This window comes from Streptomyces sp. NPDC047886 (assembly GCF_043204435.1).
Lineage (GTDB): Bacteria > Actinomycetota > Actinomycetes > Streptomycetales > Streptomycetaceae > Streptomyces.
The window spans coordinates 181,628-196,496 of the sequence record NZ_JBIDCF010000010.1 but is presented as its reverse complement, the minus strand read 5'-3'; the positions used below and the strand labels follow the sequence as shown (position 1 = coordinate 196,496).

Annotated in this window: 17 protein-coding genes and 2 pseudogenes; 9 read left to right on the top strand and 10 right to left on the bottom strand. The window is 71.1% G+C overall.

Annotated features, from left to right (window positions below):
• The 3 genes and pseudogenes from ACGF5U_RS27730 to ACGF5U_RS27720 all read left to right on the top strand — a co-directional run.
• Positions 1–86 (top strand): annotated as a pseudogene (locus tag ACGF5U_RS27730) (IS5/IS1182 family transposase); the annotation flags it as partial.
• A 233-nt stretch (positions 87–319) separates the two neighbouring features.
• A complete protein-coding gene (locus ACGF5U_RS27725; protein ID WP_392716650.1) occupies positions 320–964 on the top strand; it encodes a hypothetical protein in 645 nt (214 codons plus the stop codon).
• Positions 951–1,898, top strand: coding sequence for a helix-turn-helix domain-containing protein (locus ACGF5U_RS27720; RefSeq protein WP_392716652.1), 948 nt, complete (start codon positions 951–953; stop codon positions 1,896–1,898). Before ACGF5U_RS27725 ends, ACGF5U_RS27720 begins: the two co-directional genes overlap by 14 nt.
• A gap of 167 nt (positions 1,899–2,065) precedes the next feature.
• Here the strand turns inward: ACGF5U_RS27720 and ACGF5U_RS27715 are convergent, their stop codons facing one another.
• Both ACGF5U_RS27715 and ACGF5U_RS27710 read right to left on the bottom strand, forming a co-directional pair.
• Positions 2,066–3,172, bottom strand: a complete 1,107-nt coding sequence (locus ACGF5U_RS27715; RefSeq protein ID WP_392716654.1) for a hypothetical protein — start codon at positions 3,170–3,172, stop codon at positions 2,066–2,068.
• A gap of 99 nt (positions 3,173–3,271) precedes the next feature.
• The gene (locus tag ACGF5U_RS27710) at positions 3,272–3,682 is read right to left on the bottom strand and encodes a hypothetical protein (protein WP_392716656.1); all 411 of its coding nucleotides are present in this window, start codon (positions 3,680–3,682) and stop codon (positions 3,272–3,274) included.
• A gap of 82 nt (positions 3,683–3,764) precedes the next feature.
• Between ACGF5U_RS27710 and ACGF5U_RS27705 the strand changes: the two genes are divergently transcribed.
• From ACGF5U_RS27705 to ACGF5U_RS27695, 3 genes are read left to right on the top strand one after another with little or no spacing between them, the layout of a single operon-like run.
• Positions 3,765–4,589: a helix-turn-helix domain-containing protein gene (locus ACGF5U_RS27705; protein ID WP_392716658.1), complete on the top strand. Its 825-nt coding sequence runs from the start codon at positions 3,765–3,767 to the stop codon at positions 4,587–4,589.
• Positions 4,586–4,825 (top strand): DUF397 domain-containing protein, encoded by a 240-nt coding sequence (locus tag ACGF5U_RS27700; protein ID WP_392716660.1) that lies wholly within the window; start codon positions 4,586–4,588, stop codon positions 4,823–4,825. Before ACGF5U_RS27705 ends, ACGF5U_RS27700 begins: the two co-directional genes overlap by 4 nt.
• Entirely contained in the window at positions 4,822–5,349 is a 528-nt protein-coding gene (locus tag ACGF5U_RS27695; RefSeq protein ID WP_392716662.1) for a GNAT family N-acetyltransferase, read from the top strand. Before ACGF5U_RS27700 ends, ACGF5U_RS27695 begins: the two co-directional genes overlap by 4 nt.
• A gap of 44 nt (positions 5,350–5,393) precedes the next feature.
• On the opposite strand, the gene ACGF5U_RS27690 is transcribed toward ACGF5U_RS27695, so the two are convergent.
• From ACGF5U_RS27690 to ACGF5U_RS27680, 3 genes are all read right to left on the bottom strand, one after another.
• A complete protein-coding gene (locus tag ACGF5U_RS27690; RefSeq protein ID WP_392716664.1) occupies positions 5,394–5,885 on the bottom strand; it encodes a hypothetical protein in 492 nt (163 codons plus the stop codon).
• 143 nt (positions 5,886–6,028) lie between these two features.
• Positions 6,029–6,853: an alpha/beta fold hydrolase gene (locus ACGF5U_RS27685; protein WP_392716666.1), complete on the bottom strand. Its 825-nt coding sequence runs from the start codon at positions 6,851–6,853 to the stop codon at positions 6,029–6,031.
• A 158-nt stretch (positions 6,854–7,011) separates the two neighbouring features.
• Positions 7,012–7,503, bottom strand: coding sequence for a hypothetical protein (locus ACGF5U_RS27680; RefSeq protein WP_392716668.1), 492 nt, complete (start codon positions 7,501–7,503; stop codon positions 7,012–7,014).
• Positions 7,504–7,652: 149 nt separating this feature from the next.
• Here ACGF5U_RS27680 and ACGF5U_RS27675 point away from each other — a divergent pair, with 149 nt between their 5' ends.
• Entirely contained in the window at positions 7,653–8,123 is a 471-nt protein-coding gene (locus ACGF5U_RS27675) for an Imm21 family immunity protein (protein ID WP_392716670.1), read from the top strand.
• A gap of 120 nt (positions 8,124–8,243) precedes the next feature.
• On the opposite strand, the gene ACGF5U_RS27670 is transcribed toward ACGF5U_RS27675, so the two are convergent.
• The 5 genes and pseudogenes from ACGF5U_RS27670 to ACGF5U_RS27650 all read right to left on the bottom strand — a co-directional run bounded on the left by ACGF5U_RS27670 (position 8,244) and on the right by ACGF5U_RS27650 (position 12,730).
• Positions 8,244–8,705, bottom strand: coding sequence for an NUDIX hydrolase (locus ACGF5U_RS27670; RefSeq protein WP_392716672.1), 462 nt, complete (start codon positions 8,703–8,705; stop codon positions 8,244–8,246).
• Positions 8,702–9,154 (bottom strand): annotated as a pseudogene (locus ACGF5U_RS27665) (DegT/DnrJ/EryC1/StrS family aminotransferase); the annotation flags it as partial. The pseudogene ACGF5U_RS27665 and the gene ACGF5U_RS27670, both read right to left, overlap by 4 nt.
• A gap of 208 nt (positions 9,155–9,362) precedes the next feature.
• A complete protein-coding gene (locus tag ACGF5U_RS27660; protein ID WP_392716674.1) occupies positions 9,363–9,827 on the bottom strand; it encodes a hypothetical protein in 465 nt (154 codons plus the stop codon).
• Positions 9,824–11,605: a hypothetical protein gene (locus tag ACGF5U_RS27655; protein ID WP_392716676.1), complete on the bottom strand. Its 1,782-nt coding sequence runs from the start codon at positions 11,603–11,605 to the stop codon at positions 9,824–9,826. Before ACGF5U_RS27655 ends, ACGF5U_RS27660 begins: the two co-directional genes overlap by 4 nt.
• Before the next feature lie 444 nt (positions 11,606–12,049).
• Entirely contained in the window at positions 12,050–12,730 is a 681-nt protein-coding gene (locus ACGF5U_RS27650) for a VTT domain-containing protein (RefSeq protein ID WP_392716678.1), read from the bottom strand.
• 185 nt (positions 12,731–12,915) lie between these two features.
• On the opposite strand from ACGF5U_RS27650, the gene ACGF5U_RS27645 reads away from it, so the two are divergent.
• Positions 12,916–13,506 carry a Uma2 family endonuclease gene (locus ACGF5U_RS27645; protein WP_392716680.1) on the top strand — a complete coding sequence of 197 codons (591 nt, stop codon included), beginning with the start codon at positions 12,916–12,918 and terminating at the stop codon, positions 13,504–13,506.
• Between the two features lie 92 nt (positions 13,507–13,598).
• On the top strand, positions 13,599–14,594 hold the full coding sequence (locus ACGF5U_RS27640; RefSeq protein ID WP_392716682.1) for an aldo/keto reductase: 996 nt from the start codon (positions 13,599–13,601) through the stop codon (positions 14,592–14,594).
• The last annotated feature ends 275 nt before the right edge of the window (positions 14,595–14,869 follow it).

Sequence of the window (14,869 nt, the reverse complement as noted above, 5' to 3'; positions counted from 1 at the left end):
GGCGGATCTTCCGCAGGTCCCGCTGCAGCCCCAACCGCATGACGTCAATCGCCAAGGCCGTCCTCACCCTGGAGTTGCAACGCTGAAGAAGCTCACTGAGGGGTTGGAGCCTCACCGCCGCGCCGCAGGCCAGTCCCGCGCTCGTACACAACTGCATACGCACTCAGGCCAGTTACGCCTCTCCTCCTCGGAGTCTCCCGAGTGAGCCTCCGAGGAGGAGGGGTCCCGAAGCGAGGGCGTCGCATGTGGACGCCCTCGCTTCGCATCCCTGTAGGACAGACGAGGGCGCCCAAGGGGCCCCTCGGAACAGGACATTGAGATGCACTCAGGAGACAAGCGGCGACGGCGCATTGCCGTCGCCGCCTGCACGGCGAACGTCGCGGGTGCCGGATCCGGCTTCCTCGCCAGCACTCTGGGCATGGACCCGCACACCTCCGTCCTCATCGGAGCGTTCGTCGGCGGCACCGTGGCCGACGGGCTGTTCCAGCTGGTGACGGGCCCCAGGGCCGCCGGGGGCCCCGAGGCCGTACGCGGGGAGGACGTGGGCCCCGAACCCGTGCGCGGGGAGGACGTGGGCCGGGAGGCTGTGGGCCGGGGCGCCCGCCTCCCGGACGGCCTGGCCCGCGACGGCCTGGCCCGCGACGTTCAGGCCCCCCACGGCCACGTCCCGGACGGTCGCGGCCCGGACCACCCGGACGGCCGGGAGCGACCCGCGCCCGACCGCCACCGGCCGCGCGCCGGGTCCGCCGCCCGTACGAGCGGTTACGCCCGCTGCCGCCGCCCGCACGGCGCCCACGACGTCGACCTCCGCCACCTGTTCTGCGCGGCGGCGGCGCCCCCGGCGGCCGAGCCGCGCCACGCCCGGCACCGGCGCCTCTACCGGGGCGGTCAGCGTCATGTTCAGCGGGCCTACGGGTACCGCTCCGGGCGGCCCGCCGCCGGGAACGGCCATGGCACGGCCTGAGAACGAGATCCCGGCGGGCACGCCGATGGAGGTGGCGGAGCTGGCCCGCGAGATGCGGGCGCTCCGCCGCCGCGTCCGGCTCACCTACAAGGAGCTGGCCGTCAAGTCGCACTACTCGGCCGCCGCGCTGTCCACGGCGGCGTCCGGGCGGGGCGTACCCAAGTGGGAGATCGTGGAGGCGTTCGTACGCGGCTGCGGCTACACCGGCGACCTCGGCATGTGGATCCGGCTGCACCGCAACGCGATGGCCCGCGCGGCGGGCGAGGAGTCCCGCAAGTCGGCCGTCCGGGCCGAGGACGAGGCGACGGAGGCCGGCGGGGACGACCGGGCGGAGGGCGCGGGCGGGCTCCGCCCCGGCGCGGCGGGCGCGTTACGGCTGCCGAGGCCGCGCAGGCGGATCGTCCGCGACCCCAACGCCGCCATACCGGCGCAGCCGGACGGTCTGCTGGCGCTGGTGCAGCAGTTCATGGAGCACCACCAGCCGGACGAGCTGGAGCGGGTCACCAGCCCGACGGTGGACCACATGCACACCGCCCTGGCGCTGTGCACGACGCCCCGGGACGTGCTGTCGCTGATGCGGGAGCTGGTCACGGAGAAGAACCTGACGATAGGAGATCTGGAGAAGCGCAGCCAGCCTCTCTACCCGATCTCCGGCGCCACGTTCTCGCACGTCCTGAACGGCGACGAGTTGCCTACGACCGAGTGGCTGCACATCTTCCTGACGGCGTGCGGCCTGGACCCGGAGCGCACGCTGATCTGGCACCACACGGTGACCCGCATCAAGATCGCCAACCTGCGTCACCGGCACCGGAACACCCCGCTGCCGGTGACGGGCGGCACGAGGCTGGTCAGCATCCCGCACTGGCGGACGCGGGCGTTCTTCGCCGTGATCACCCTGCTGGCGCTGGTCGTCAGCGTCCTGGTGGTGCTGTGAGGCCGAGGCGCCCGACGCGCTAGGAGGGGCGACGCGATCGGGGTGAGGGCCGGGACAGGGCGACGTCCCGGCCCTCACCGCCGCCCCCGGCGACCTCGGCGGCGGTGATGTCGCCGAGCGCGGGGCGCACGGGTCGCGCGGGTCGCGTGGGTCGCGCGGTACGGCGATCACGCCCCCACCGGGTCCGGCGGCTGCGCGGCCAGCTGCGCCACGAGTTCCCGCCACGGTGGGCGCGGGGGCTGTTCGCGGGCGGCCGCCTCCTGGCTGCAGCGGGGGCAGATCGCCTCGCCGTAGAGCGGCCGGAACGCGTGCGGGGCGCCAGGGCCCTCGCAGGTGACCATGGGTACGGGGCCTCTGGGCGGCGGCTCCGGCGGCGGTACGGACGACGCGGCCTCCGGTACGGGCAGCTTGTGGACGAGCCGGTGCCGTAGGAACCCGACCGCCGACGTGACGCCCCCGGCGGGCAGCCCGGACGTCAGCGCGTGCCGCAGCTCGGCGGCGGAGACGCCACGCCGCAGCCACTCGGCCGCCGCGTCCGCGAGGAGGCGCGCTTCCCGTACGCCCAGGAGCAGGTCACGTCTGACGTGGCGGAGCGAGAGCAGCACCCGCTCGGCGAGGGCGAGTTCAGCCGACGGGGGCTCGACGCTGCCCGGAGGCCCGGCGTCCGCCGAACTCTCGCCCACCGGGCGTGGCGCGGCAACCGCCGGAGGCTCGGCACCCGCCGCCCGAGTCGCGGCTTCCGCCGGGGGCGGCTCCTCGGGCGCCCCTTCGCCGCGTTCGACGCGTTCATCGCGTTCGACGCGTTCACCGGGCTCGTCGCGTTCGCCGGTCTCTTCGGGTGGTGGGTGGGGAAGTTTCTTCAATCGTTCTTCGTCTACCGGGTTTGAGCCACCGACATTCCGGGGCCCCGGCACACCGACCGTCGGAATCCGCGCACTCGGCGGTGCCCCGTCCCGCAGGCGGCTCGCCTCCTCACGCGTGAGGGTGACGTTCGACAGGAGCTGGTCCGTCATCCAGCGCCCACGGTTGGTCTGCCACCGCCACTCGTGGAAGAACCCGCACACGATCAGGTGGTCCTTGGCGCGCTGGTACGCCCGGCCCTTGATGCCGAGCCGGGCCGCGTGCTCACTGAGGGGCTTGTCGGCCTCGCTGTCGGGGAGCCCCTCCACGTACAGGAGCAGAATTTTCGCGTCGCTGCCGAGGCGGGGATGCCGTACGACGTCGTGCGAGACCTTGAGAAAGCGCCGGACGGGCGCGATAGCATGCCGAAGCATCTTTGGTGGACCTGGATTCCACTAGTAGGTGAAGGTCCCCGGATTGGTGTTGGCGCACCGCCGGGGACCGCTCCGTTTTTACGGAGCGTAGTGCCACGGTCACGCTACCGCATGGTGAACCATTTCGTACAACAAGTCCGGTTCCACGAACGGAACTTCGTCCGTCGGCCGCGACCTCCACCCCAGCGGCCACGTCAGCCCCTCGAACGCGGGCACCCCCACGAAGGCCACACCCCGCCCCTCCGCCCCCAACGCCGTGACCCCGTCCGGCCAGGCGTACGCGGCGGCGGTCCGCGGCGGCAGCAGGAAGTACATGCTCCGGCCCCCACCGGCCTCCCGGACGATCGGCCCGGCGCGGAAGTCGGTGAACTCCATGAGCCGGTACGCCACGTCCTCACCGAGCAGCCCCACGACCCGTACGGCGTCGAAGTGATCGCCCACCCGGAGGAGGGCATGCCCGGTGGCGGGTACCCAAGAAGGCACCTTGTCAAGTGACTTGCGCAGATTCATGCGCCCAGCTTTACGGCCGGGATCTACTGTGACCAGCGCCACAGGACTTCTGTGTCGGGTTGTGCACTTGGGGAGGTCGGGTGTGAACATCGGGAACATCGGAGGCAATGGCAGCCCCGGAGCCGCGAAGGCATTCGGACGGCTGCTGCGCTTCCACCGCCTGCGGGCCAAGGTGTCGCAGGAGGTGCTGGGCGAACACACCCAGTACTCCAAGTCGCAGGTGGCGATGATCGAGCGCGGGGAGCGCCGCGCCAGGGGCGACTTCGTCCGTATCGCCGACGAGGTGCTCGGTGCACAAGGTGCACTTCTGGAGGTCGCGGAGGAGATGACGGCGAGTGGAATCGCTGCCTGGTTCGAGGACTACCTCGTGGAGGAGGCGAAGGCGGCCGGTATCCACAAGTACGAGAACCACCTGATCCCCGGACTTCTCCAGACCGAGGCGTATGCACGGGCTGTCTTCCGTTGCGCTTGCCCACCCCTAGACGATGAAATCGAAGCCTCGGTAGTGGCCCGGCTCGCTCGGCAAGAGGTGTTCCACCGCAAGCCTGCGCCCCTCGTCAGCTTCGTACTAGAGAAGATCGCCCTCACGCGACCCATCGGCGGTCCTGAGGTCCTCAAGGAAAACCTCCTGCACATTCTCGACATCGGAAAGCTCAGTAACGTCGAGATCCAGGTCATGCCCGAGGACCGGCAGACACATGCCGGGCTCAGCGGTCCATTCGTACTGCTTGAGACAGCCGAGCGTCGCCATCAACTCGTCTACGTCGAAGGGCAGGGCGGCCGATACTTTCTCAGCGAACAGCCGGACGTAGGAGATGTGTTCGCCCGCTATGGCATCCTGCGGGCACAGGCCCTCAACCCCGAAGACTCCGCGACACTCATCGAACAGGTGGCACGAGAGCTATGAGCACCGACCTCAACTGGTTCAAGAGCAGCTACAGCGGCGACCAGGGCGGCAACTGCGTGGAGGTCGCCTTCGCCTGGACCAAGTCTTCGTACAGCAGCGACCAGCAGGGCGACTGCGTCGAGGTCGCCGTCTGCCCCCATACCGTGCACGTCCGGGACTCCAAGGACACCGCCCGGCCCGCCCTCGCCGTCTCCCCCACCGCCTGGTCCGCGTTCGTCCAGCGGCTCGGGCGGTGACCCGGCCGGTACTGGACACCGCCCGACTGTCGCTGCGGCGGCCGGGCGCGGGCGACATCGACGCGATGTTCGCCGTCCACAGTGACCCGGCGACGTGTCTGCACAACCCGTCCGACGCGCTGGCCGACCGCGAGGAGGCCGAGGCGCTGTTCCGGCGCTGGGACGCGCAGTGGGAGCGGCACGGGTACGGGTACTGGGTGGTCCGGCCGCGCGGTGACGGGAACGCCACGCCTCTCGGGTTCTGCGGGGTGAAGCCCATGGAGCTGGCCGGGATGCGGGTGCTGAACCTCTTCTACCGGTTCGCCGCGTCGGCGTGGGGCCAGGGGTACGCGAGCGAGGCCGCGGCGGCGGTCGCCGACTGGACGGGGCGGCACGTGCCCGGCCTGCCGTTGATCGCCCGCGTCCGCCCGGCGAACGTCGCGTCGCGGCGGGTGGCCGTGCGGGCCGGGCTCGTACGGGCAGAACACCTCGACGGAGAGGGGTACGACGGCTTCGACCTGGTCTACGCGGCCCGGCTGCCGTGACGGTCACCGCCCTCCCCGTCAGGGGGACGGTGACCGGTCGACGCTCAGGCGTGGATGGCGTAGTACGGGCTGCACTGGATGACCTTCGATCCCTGAAGCATGCACGCCCGGAGCTGGAGCTTGCGGCCCTCGGCCACGTTCTCGGTCTTCTGGACGCTGTAAGGGGCCTTGTGGCCGGACGTGCTCGCTGAGCGGTAGTACTTCGGTGTTCCGGCGGCGTGCACGACTTCGCCCCTGATGGCGTACCCGTCGCTGTACTGGTCACTGACGTAAAGAGTGTCGCCCTTGTCGATCCACAGGGGCAGCGAGCCCGGGTCGGCCGCCCACTTCACGGCTCCGGCGACGCCGTTCCGCTGGATGAGGATCTCGCCGCTTCCGTCCTTGTGCTTCGTGAAGGAGAAGCTGACGTTGGTGGAAGCGTGGGCGGGCGAGGTGACGGCGACCAGCCCGGTGGCCATGACGGCAGTCGCGGCGGTGGCTGCGGCGACCCGCTTCACACGGCGTCCGGCAGCGGTCCTCTTGAGGCGGCTCAGCATGTGGAACTCGTTCTCCTTACGTCTGCACGGGTGCGGTGCGGCGGAGCAGTCCGTTCCTGCCCCCACACATCCTCCCCAGCCGCGATCCGTTCCGGCTTGACCGCGCGCGCCGGTTCCTTGACCACGCGCGCCGCCCCCGGTGACTACGCGGGACGGCCGTTCTCTTCCAGGAAGGCGAGCAGACGGTCCGAGTAGTCCTGCGGGTGCGTGATGTGCGGGATGTGCCCGGCCCCCTCGAAGGTGTGCGTCCGCGCTCGGGGAAGCGCCTCGGCGAGCCGGGCGACGATGGTGCCGAACCACGGGGGGCTCTCCGTGCCGTGGGTCAGCAGGGCGGGTCCGGTGTAGCCGGAGAGCCGGCCGAGATCGAGGTTCGCCCACGCGGGGTCGGCCTGCTCGTCCAGGTACGTGGGGGCGTTGTCGAGGAACGTCTCGCGTAGCCGGTCCGGCAGGCGGTCCCACATTCCCGGGCCCAAGGCGACCTCCTCCACGAACCGGCGCGCTCCTGCGACGGTCTCACCCGCGCGGAGGAGACCGAGGACGGACTCGATCCGCGCCTCGGCCGCCGCCATCGACGGAAGCAGCTCGGGATCGTCGGACACGACGCCCATGAGCGGAGGCTCGTGCGCGGCGAGCCCTCGGAAGAGCTCGGGGCGCCGGGTCGCCAGACCGAGCACGATCGAGGCGCCGAAGGAGGTGCCCGCGACGTACGCGGGGGCGAGGCCCAGCGTCTCCATCACGCCCGCCAGGTCCTCCTCGTCCTCGGACCGCGAGCCCTGCCCCGGCGGGCGCTCGCTCTCGCTGTGGCCACGCCGGTCGTACACGAGGACGCGGTACCTCGCGGAGAGGGCGGGCAGGATCGAGGCCCAGTTGTGGTGGTCGCCCCAGGAGCCGTGGACCAGGACGAGCGGATCGCCGTCGCCGCTCACCTCGTAACAGAGCTCGACGCCGTTGACCGACGCTCGTGGCATGCCTCGGCTCCCTTCGCTCCGGATCGGGGGGTGCGGTCTTCGTCATGGATCGCCGCGTACCGGCCGCTCCGAGCGTCGAAGCCGGGCACGTCACGCGTTCGGCCCTGCGACTCACCCGGACCGGATCAGACGCGTGCCGTGGGGGTCGGCGTCCGGGTTCAGGACCCGTCGGGGCGGGCCGGTTCGCCCCGGCCGACCGTCAGCGACCAGCGGACATCCGAGGGCGCCTCCACCGAGACGACGCCCTCGCGGTGGGCGCCGGGCACGGCGATCTGCTGGTGCGTGCCGGTGACCTCGCCGGGCGTGCAGGTCACCGGGAAGGCGGTGCCGAGTGGGCGCAGGGTCACCCGGACGGTGCCCGGACCCTCGCAGTCGAGGGAGACGATCAGCGCGTCACCGCGCGTACCGGCCGGGAACTCGAGGGCACGGCTGCCGCTCGTCTGCGGCTGGCTGACGATGACGGTCTCGTTCGGCTCCAGATCGGGCAGGCCCACCGAGGGGGCCGGAGACGGGGGCGGGACGGGCGAGGACGCACGTACCGGCGACGCCGTCGCGAGCGTCTCGGGAGGCTCGGGTGCCGCCGTCGAGCAGCCGGTCATCGTCACGGCCGCAACGACCGCCACAGCCACGATCAGGCCCTGTGCGCGCATGGCTGACCCCCTCCGTTCCCCCGGTGCCCCGTGCCCCGTGCTCCTCGCGCCACCGTGTCACCGCCCCGGCCGCGTCGGCAAGGAGGTGCCCCGTTCTCTGCGGAGAACCTGAGGTTCCGTAACCTGGCCGGCGAGGGCTGGAGGGCACGATGCGGTGGCTGGACGAGACGGACTTCGGGTACTACGCCGTATGCCCTGAGCCGTACCTGAAGGACTGGGACGGCACAGAGGCGGACGCCGTGGCGGGCGAGTACGTCGGCAGGATCACGCTGCCGGGCGCCGTCGGCGGCGACGTGCTCACGCTGGGCGGCGAGCCGCTCCCCGTCGCGTACCACGCGCCCACGATGACCTTCGTACGGTGGATCGCCGCCGACGACGACCGGGGCCTGGAGGACGCGGTGGAGCGGGCCGCGCGCACCGCGGGCTGGCAGGACGCGGGCGTCGAGGTCACGCTCGGCGGCCGCTACGTGGTGCTGGACTCGGCGGCGCGCGGCGACGAGGTGGGCGAGGCGGACGTCCTCCGGCTGAACGTCCAACCGGGCCGCTACCGGGTCGGCTCGCTCGTCATCACTCCGGCCGAGGACACCGAGTTCATGCTGGAGCGCCTGACCCGGCTTTGACCACCACCGCCGGGGCCCCGACGCGGCCGGAGGCGCCATGTCCGTCGACCGCCTCGGAGAGCAAGCCCCGGCCGCACCACGCGGGTGCGGGTGGGGCCGGGGCCCGGCCGGTCGAGCTGGTCAAGCCACCCGGCTGCGGTGCCAGGTGGCGAGGACGGCCTGAACGGCGCTGGAGACCTGCCTCTGCTGGTCGGTGTCGGCCCAGACGTGGGCGTCGTGTTCGGTGAGCTTCACCGGTCCCTCGGTGACGGTGGCGGTGAAATTGAACTGGCGGGTGGCCCGCCCGGAACCGGAGCGGTAGTCGAAGTGTCCGAGGTAGTCGCCGACGGTCTCGACGGTCAGCCCGGTCTCCTCGGCGACCTCGCGCCGCAGGGCTTCGATCAGGGTCTCGCCCTCGTCCACGCCACCGGAAGGCAGCTCCCACAGGCCGCCGAGGTAGTCGTCGGCCGGCCGGTGCAGCAGGAGCACCTCGCCGTCCGGCCCGGCGATGACGGCGCCGACGACAGTCTTGTCGACACCGTCGCGCTCGGCAGCGTGGGCGAGGTCTTCCAGAAGCGCGGTGGTGGCGGGCGACGAGCTCACAGGAGGTCCTTGTGGTGGTCGGCGACTTTGGTGATGGCCGTGGTGTAGGCGTCGGCGAGGTGGATGTCGGCCTCGCGGTGCCACACCGGCAGCTTGAGCACAGTGGCGTACACGGCCTCGGCTGCCGGGAACTCGCCGACCGCGTGACCGCGGTGGCCAGCGTAGCGAGGCAGGAGGTCCCCGGGGCGCTGGAACAGCGGATGGGTGCTCAGCGGGCACGTCGAGCCCGGCTGGTCGGCCTCGGTGGCTCCTTCGGCGTACACCGCGTCGAGGAACCGCTGGAGCGGCAGCCCGCCGAAGACCGCCGGTTCATACCGCAGCGGCAGCGCGTACCACGACGCCCCCGCCCCAGGGGGCACGTGCGGAGCACGGATTCCCGGCACCCCGTCCAGCGCGGCGCACATACGAGCCGCGATCGCCCGTCGCCCGGCGAGATAGTCGTCCAGGCGGGGGAGCTGGGCGTGGGCGCGGCCCCTTCGGAGGGTGCGTCCGCAGTCGGGGAAGCGCCCCGGAGAGCCGGGCGACGTCGGACCTCCGGAACCGCGCTCCGGAGCCGTCCCCCGTCAGCTCGAAGCCCGTCCGAGGTGGACGAACCCCGGCGACATCGTTTTCACTCGGGGTTCCCGCACCGAAACTGCTCACGCCCGTGACCACGGTTCAGAAACATGCCGTCAACGTGTCCACGACGGATCTGCGAAACACCTCTTCGTCCGGGGTGACCACGGTGACCATCCACAGCTGTGAGCCGGCCACCGTGATCTCGTACGGCTCATAGCCGCTACTGGTGCGGACGTAGGGGTCTTCGAGGGCTACGGCCTTCAGGGTCCGCCATTCCGCTGGCTTGTACATGAGGGCGAAGGGCCCCTCTCCCCGGGCGTCGAGCGCGTAACCGGACTCGTCCCAGTGCCTCAGCATCTCCTCGTCGCGTGCCACGAGCACGTGGTCCGTGGACTCCGCCCATGTCATCGCCCCGGGAGCCCACGGCAGGAACTCGCCGGAGCCCTCGCTGTCCGTCGCGATCCGTGGCTGTGGCCACCGCGCGGACCACCGGTCGAAGAACCGCTCGATCGCCGGAGCGACGGGACCGTGAGCCACGAGAACGGAGTCATATCCTGTGATCATGAATCCTTCCATGCAGAAGTGGGGCCGAAGTACCTGACCTTGGCGCGGTCCACCGTAGCCCCGCCCGGAATGGTGAAGATGAAATCTCCTCGGTTGCCCCGGAGTTCCTTGAGCACATTCCTGGGAACCTGAAGCTCCATCACGTACTGCGATTTCGCCTTGGTGATCCCCAGCTTCTTGAAGGCGTTGGGAGAGGTGAGGTCCGCCGGGCTGCGGGTGGTGAAGAACGGCCCCGGACCGTTCTTGGACCTTCCGGGCTTGATGTAGTACGGCTTGCACGCACTGATGGCCTTGTATCCGTCCCTGTCGGTGTAGTGGTACACCGTGACCAGGCGGTCGTCAGCGAGAAGCGAGGCCGCAGCCGTGCCGGTGTAGTACGCGCGGCTGCCGTCCGCACCGTGCTCCCGCGTGGAACCGCTCTGGCTGTAGCCGCCGGGTGGGCGGCACTTCGCGGCGTCGCGTTCCCGCTCCGCACGGTCGACGAGTTTCTGCACCTCCACCGCGGCCAGGGCCCTGGCGTCGATCAGGGTGTTGGCGCGAAGTGGGATGGAGTAGCGGACGGTGCAGCCGCAAGCGCGGGCGTCCGCCTGGGCCTGGGCCTTGTAGCGAGCCGCGACCGAGGAGTACAGCGGTCCCGCTCCCGGGTTCGAGCACTTCAGCGTGCCCGAGACCTTGGTGCCCCGGACCGGGAAGACGCGCTGCGGACTGGTGCACCGCCCAGCGGGCTTGCCGTCGATGGTGAAGGTCGCGCTCAGCACGGCGGTGACCTCGCCCTTGGTGACGCGTTCCCGCCGGGCGATGGACGACACCGCGCCGGTGAAGTTCTGGGTGGCGGTGCAGCCCGAGGGACCGCAGTTCATCCCGCCCGCGCCGTCCAGAGTGAAGGTGACGCCTCTGTCGGTCGCGTCCTTGAGCTGGTCCGCGTACGCGACCAGAGTGTCGAGCATCTTGTCGGCGGCGTCGGCGAGGACCGGGGTCAGGTCCATTCCCTCGCCGTCGCCGGACGCCAGCGGACCGGTGGTCACCCTGCGCGGGGCCGCCGGAACCTCCCCGTTCTCAAGCCGGTCCCTCATGTCGGAGAGGCTTTCGCGGAGGTCGTAGCCTTCCAGCCGCAGCACCCGGTGCGGCTTCCGCTTCGTCACCAGCAGGCGACCGGCCGACGTGTCGATGCCGAGGGCCGGCGTTCCGTTCACACTCAGCTGCTGCCGCCCCGACGTGCTCGACGTCTGCGACCCGTTGCCCGCCGGCGGCGACTTCTCCAGGTCGTCCAGGGCCTTGGCCAGTACGGCCGCGAGTTTCGAGGGGGCGATGGTGCGGGCCAGTGCCTCGTCCAGCAGCTCGGAGCCGTCGTCCAGCCCCACGGTCCACTCGCTGGGCGACGCCTTCGCACCCGCCGCCACGTCCTCCCTGGGGGCGGGGTCGACCTGCCACCGCGTGAACGTCTTGCCGCCGATGCGCAGCACGTCCCGGCCGTTGTCGTTCCGCCCGGAGGAGGTGGCACCGAACTGGCTGCCGCCAGCGGTGACGGTGATCTCGTTCTCAGTGATACCGAAGGCCGAGGTGTCCTTGTAGCGCAGCCCCGGGGCCACGGCCAGATCATCGACGGCTTCCCGGAACGGCTTGAGGTTCTGCTGGGCAGCCTGCTTCTCCGCCCGAGCCTCGTCGGACCCGGAGGACGTCAGCGACAGGAGGCCGGCGACCAGTGCCACCACGACGACACCGGTCCCGGCGATCAGCGACATCCGTTGACGTCCGGTCAGTGCCTGGAGTCGTAACATCCACGGACTGCGGCTCGGTCCACCGGCAGGCACCGGTGGAGCAGGGGGAGACGTGGGCGGGCCGGCGGGCATCGGCGGCGCAGGGGGAGACGGCGGTGGGCCGGCGGGCATCGGTGGAACGGCGTGAGCCGGGAGCGTGGCGGGCCCGTCCGGGCTAGCGGCGGATGAACGGGGGGCCTCGTCCGCCGAAGGGCCTCGCGGGGACGGTGGCTGTTCGTCGCTCGGATTCGGCTCAGTCATGACTCCATCTCGTACACAGCGAGACGTGCCGTCACAAGGGCGGGAACTCGACACCGGAGACCGGCTCCGAGGCGCTGGAGCTTTCCGCGCGGGTACGGAGAACGCGGTGCGCCGCCGAGGCCGAGAAGCCGTACGTCACCTGGTTTCCGGGCTGCTGGTCTCCGGCCGCACCACCAGCGCTGACGGTGACGGTGACGGTGACGGTCAGACGCGGTCGGCGGGGTGCGCGGCGCGGGCGTCGGCGGTGGTGGCGCGGCGGCGCCTCCTGGCGTGGGCGCGGCCCCGGACGAGCTCGATCACGATCGGGACCAGCGACAGCAGCACGATCAGCACCAGGATCGCTTCGATGTTGTTCTTGATGACGTCGATCTGGCCGAGGAAGTACCCGGCGATCGTGACGCCCGCGCCCCACAGCATGCCGCCGACGACGTTGTACGTGAGGAACGTGGCGTAGCGCATCCGTCCGGCGCCCGCGACGATCGGGGCGAACGTCCGCACGATGGGCACGAACCGGGCCAGGACGATGGCCTTCGCCCCGTACTTCTCCATGAACCCGTGCGCCTTGTCGAGGTTCTCGCGCTTGAGCAGCCGGGAGTTCGGGCGGTTGAAGATCCGGGGGCCGAAGAACCGGCCGACCGTGTACCCGACCTGGTCGCCCAGGACCGCCGCTACCACGATCAGCGTGCACACCAGCCACAGCGGCTGGGTGAGGTAGCTGCCCTCGGCGACGAGCAGCCCGGCCGTGAAGAGGAGCGAGTCGCCCGGCAGGAAGGCGAAGAGACCGGACTCGGCGAAGACGATGAGCAGGATGCCGATCAGGCCGTACGTGCTGATCAGGTGGTCGGGCGACAGCCAGTCGGGGCCGAGGGCGAGGGTCGTCGTCACAGGCCGCGCTCCGTTTGCTCGGGTTTGCGCCGGTTTGGTACTGCCCGTTCCACGCTATCAACGCCCGGACCCGCAGCGCCGGTCCCGCCCTGGCGAGTCCGCGCCACGGGCGTGTCGACGTCACGCTGAGTACCGTTGAAGTGCGCGGCCGCACCGGGGACGGGGCGGCGGGGAGGAGCGCCACCATGACCGTCGTAGCGAACGACAGGACCTGTATGGCCGACGACAGCGACGAGCGCACCCTGGACGAGATGTTCGAGGCGCTTGAGCGGATGGGCGTCCCCGAGGGATACAAGGCCGAGATCGTCGGGGGTCACATCTTCATGTCGCCGCAGCGGGACACCCGCTGGGACATCATCGCGGACATCTACGACCAGCTCAGGACCGCGTACCCCCGGAAGCGGGTGAAGTCCGACGTCCGGATCGACTACCCCGGTCACCTCAACGGCTTCGCGACCGACGTGACGCTGCTGGCCGAGGACGCCGTCAAGAACGAGAAGGGGCAGTGGCGCTGCGAGGACGTGCTGTTCGTCGCCGAGGTCGTCTCGCGCAGCACCGGTATGAACGACTACGGACCGAAGAAGGCCGCCTACGCGGCCGCCGGGGTCCCGGTCTACCTGATCGTCGACCCGTACACCGGCAAGTGGGTCGTGCACGGTCAGCCGAAGGACGGCGAGTACGCGTTCGAGGCACGATCGGTGTTCGGCGAGCCGGTCGATCTCACCGGCACCCCCGTCGGGCTCACCCTCGGCACCGGGGACTTCCCCCGGGACTGAGCAGCCGCGCGGGGGCGTCGCGTCACCGCGCGCCGCCGCGCCCGTCGTGCGCCCTTGCTTGGAGCGCGCTCCAAGGCGTTGTCTTTACGTTCATGAAGTACACGCAGCTCGGACGCACCGGACTCAAGGTCAGCCGACTCGTCCTCGGCACGATGAACTTCGGGCCCCAGACCGATGAGGCCGGCAGCCACGCCATCATGAACGCGGCGCTCGACGCCGGTATCAATTTCTTCGACACCGCCAACGTGTACGGCTGGGGCGAGAACAAGGGACGCACCGAGGAGATCATCGGATCCTGGTTCGCGCGCGGCGCCGACCGGCGCGACAAGGTCGTTCTCGCCACCAAGGTGTACGGGTCGATGGCCCCCGACGGGGAGGTCTGGCCGAACCACGACCGGCTGTCGGCCGTGAACATCCGGCGGGCCGTCGAGGCGAGCCTGCGGCGGCTGAACACCGATTACATCGACCTCTACCAGTTCCACCACATCGACCGCCGCACCCCGTTCGAGGAGATCTGGCAGGCGATCGACGTACTGATCCAGCAGGGCAAGATCCTTTACGCGGGTTCCAGCAACTTCCCCGGCTACAAGATCGCCCAGGCCAACGAGACCGCCGCGCGGCGCGGCGGCATGGGCCTCGTCAGCGAACAGTGCCTCTACAACCTCGCCGAGCGCCGCGCCGAAATGGAGGTCATCCCGGCCGCCCAGGACTACGGGCTCGGCGTGATCCCCTGGTCGCCGCTGCACGGCGGGCTCCTCGGCGGTGTCATCCGCAAGGAGCGGGAGGGCGGCACCGCGCGGTCGCAGTCCGGCCGGTCGGCGGACGCGCTCGCCAATACCGAGGTCCGGGCACAGGTCCAGGCGTACGAGGACCTGCTGGAGAAGCACGGGCTCCAGCCCGGCGAGGTGGCCCTCGCCTGGCTGCTCACCCGGCCGGGGGTGACCGGGCCGATCGTCGGGCCGCGCACCGCCGAGCAGCTCGACTCCGCGCTGCGGGCCGTGGAGCTGGAGCTGTCCGCCGAGGTGCTGGCCGAGCTGGACGCGATCTTCCCGGGTCCGGGGCCGTCGCCGGAGGCGTTCGCCTGGTAGCGCCGCGGGACCCGTAGGAGTCCAACGGGACCAACGGGACCAACAGGAACAACGGGGGGCCACGGGGGGTGGTGGCCGCGCTCGGTCAGCCGGGTGCGGCCACCTCGGCGCCACCACGGCGTCGCTACGACCGCGTCACGGGGCGCCCGCCACGGCCGGACCACGGGGGCGGCCGCTACGGCCGGACCACGGGAGCGCCCGCTACGGCCGGACCACGGGAGCGGCCGCCACGGCCGGACCACGGGGCGCCCGCCACGGCGGCGGCCGGTGCGGCG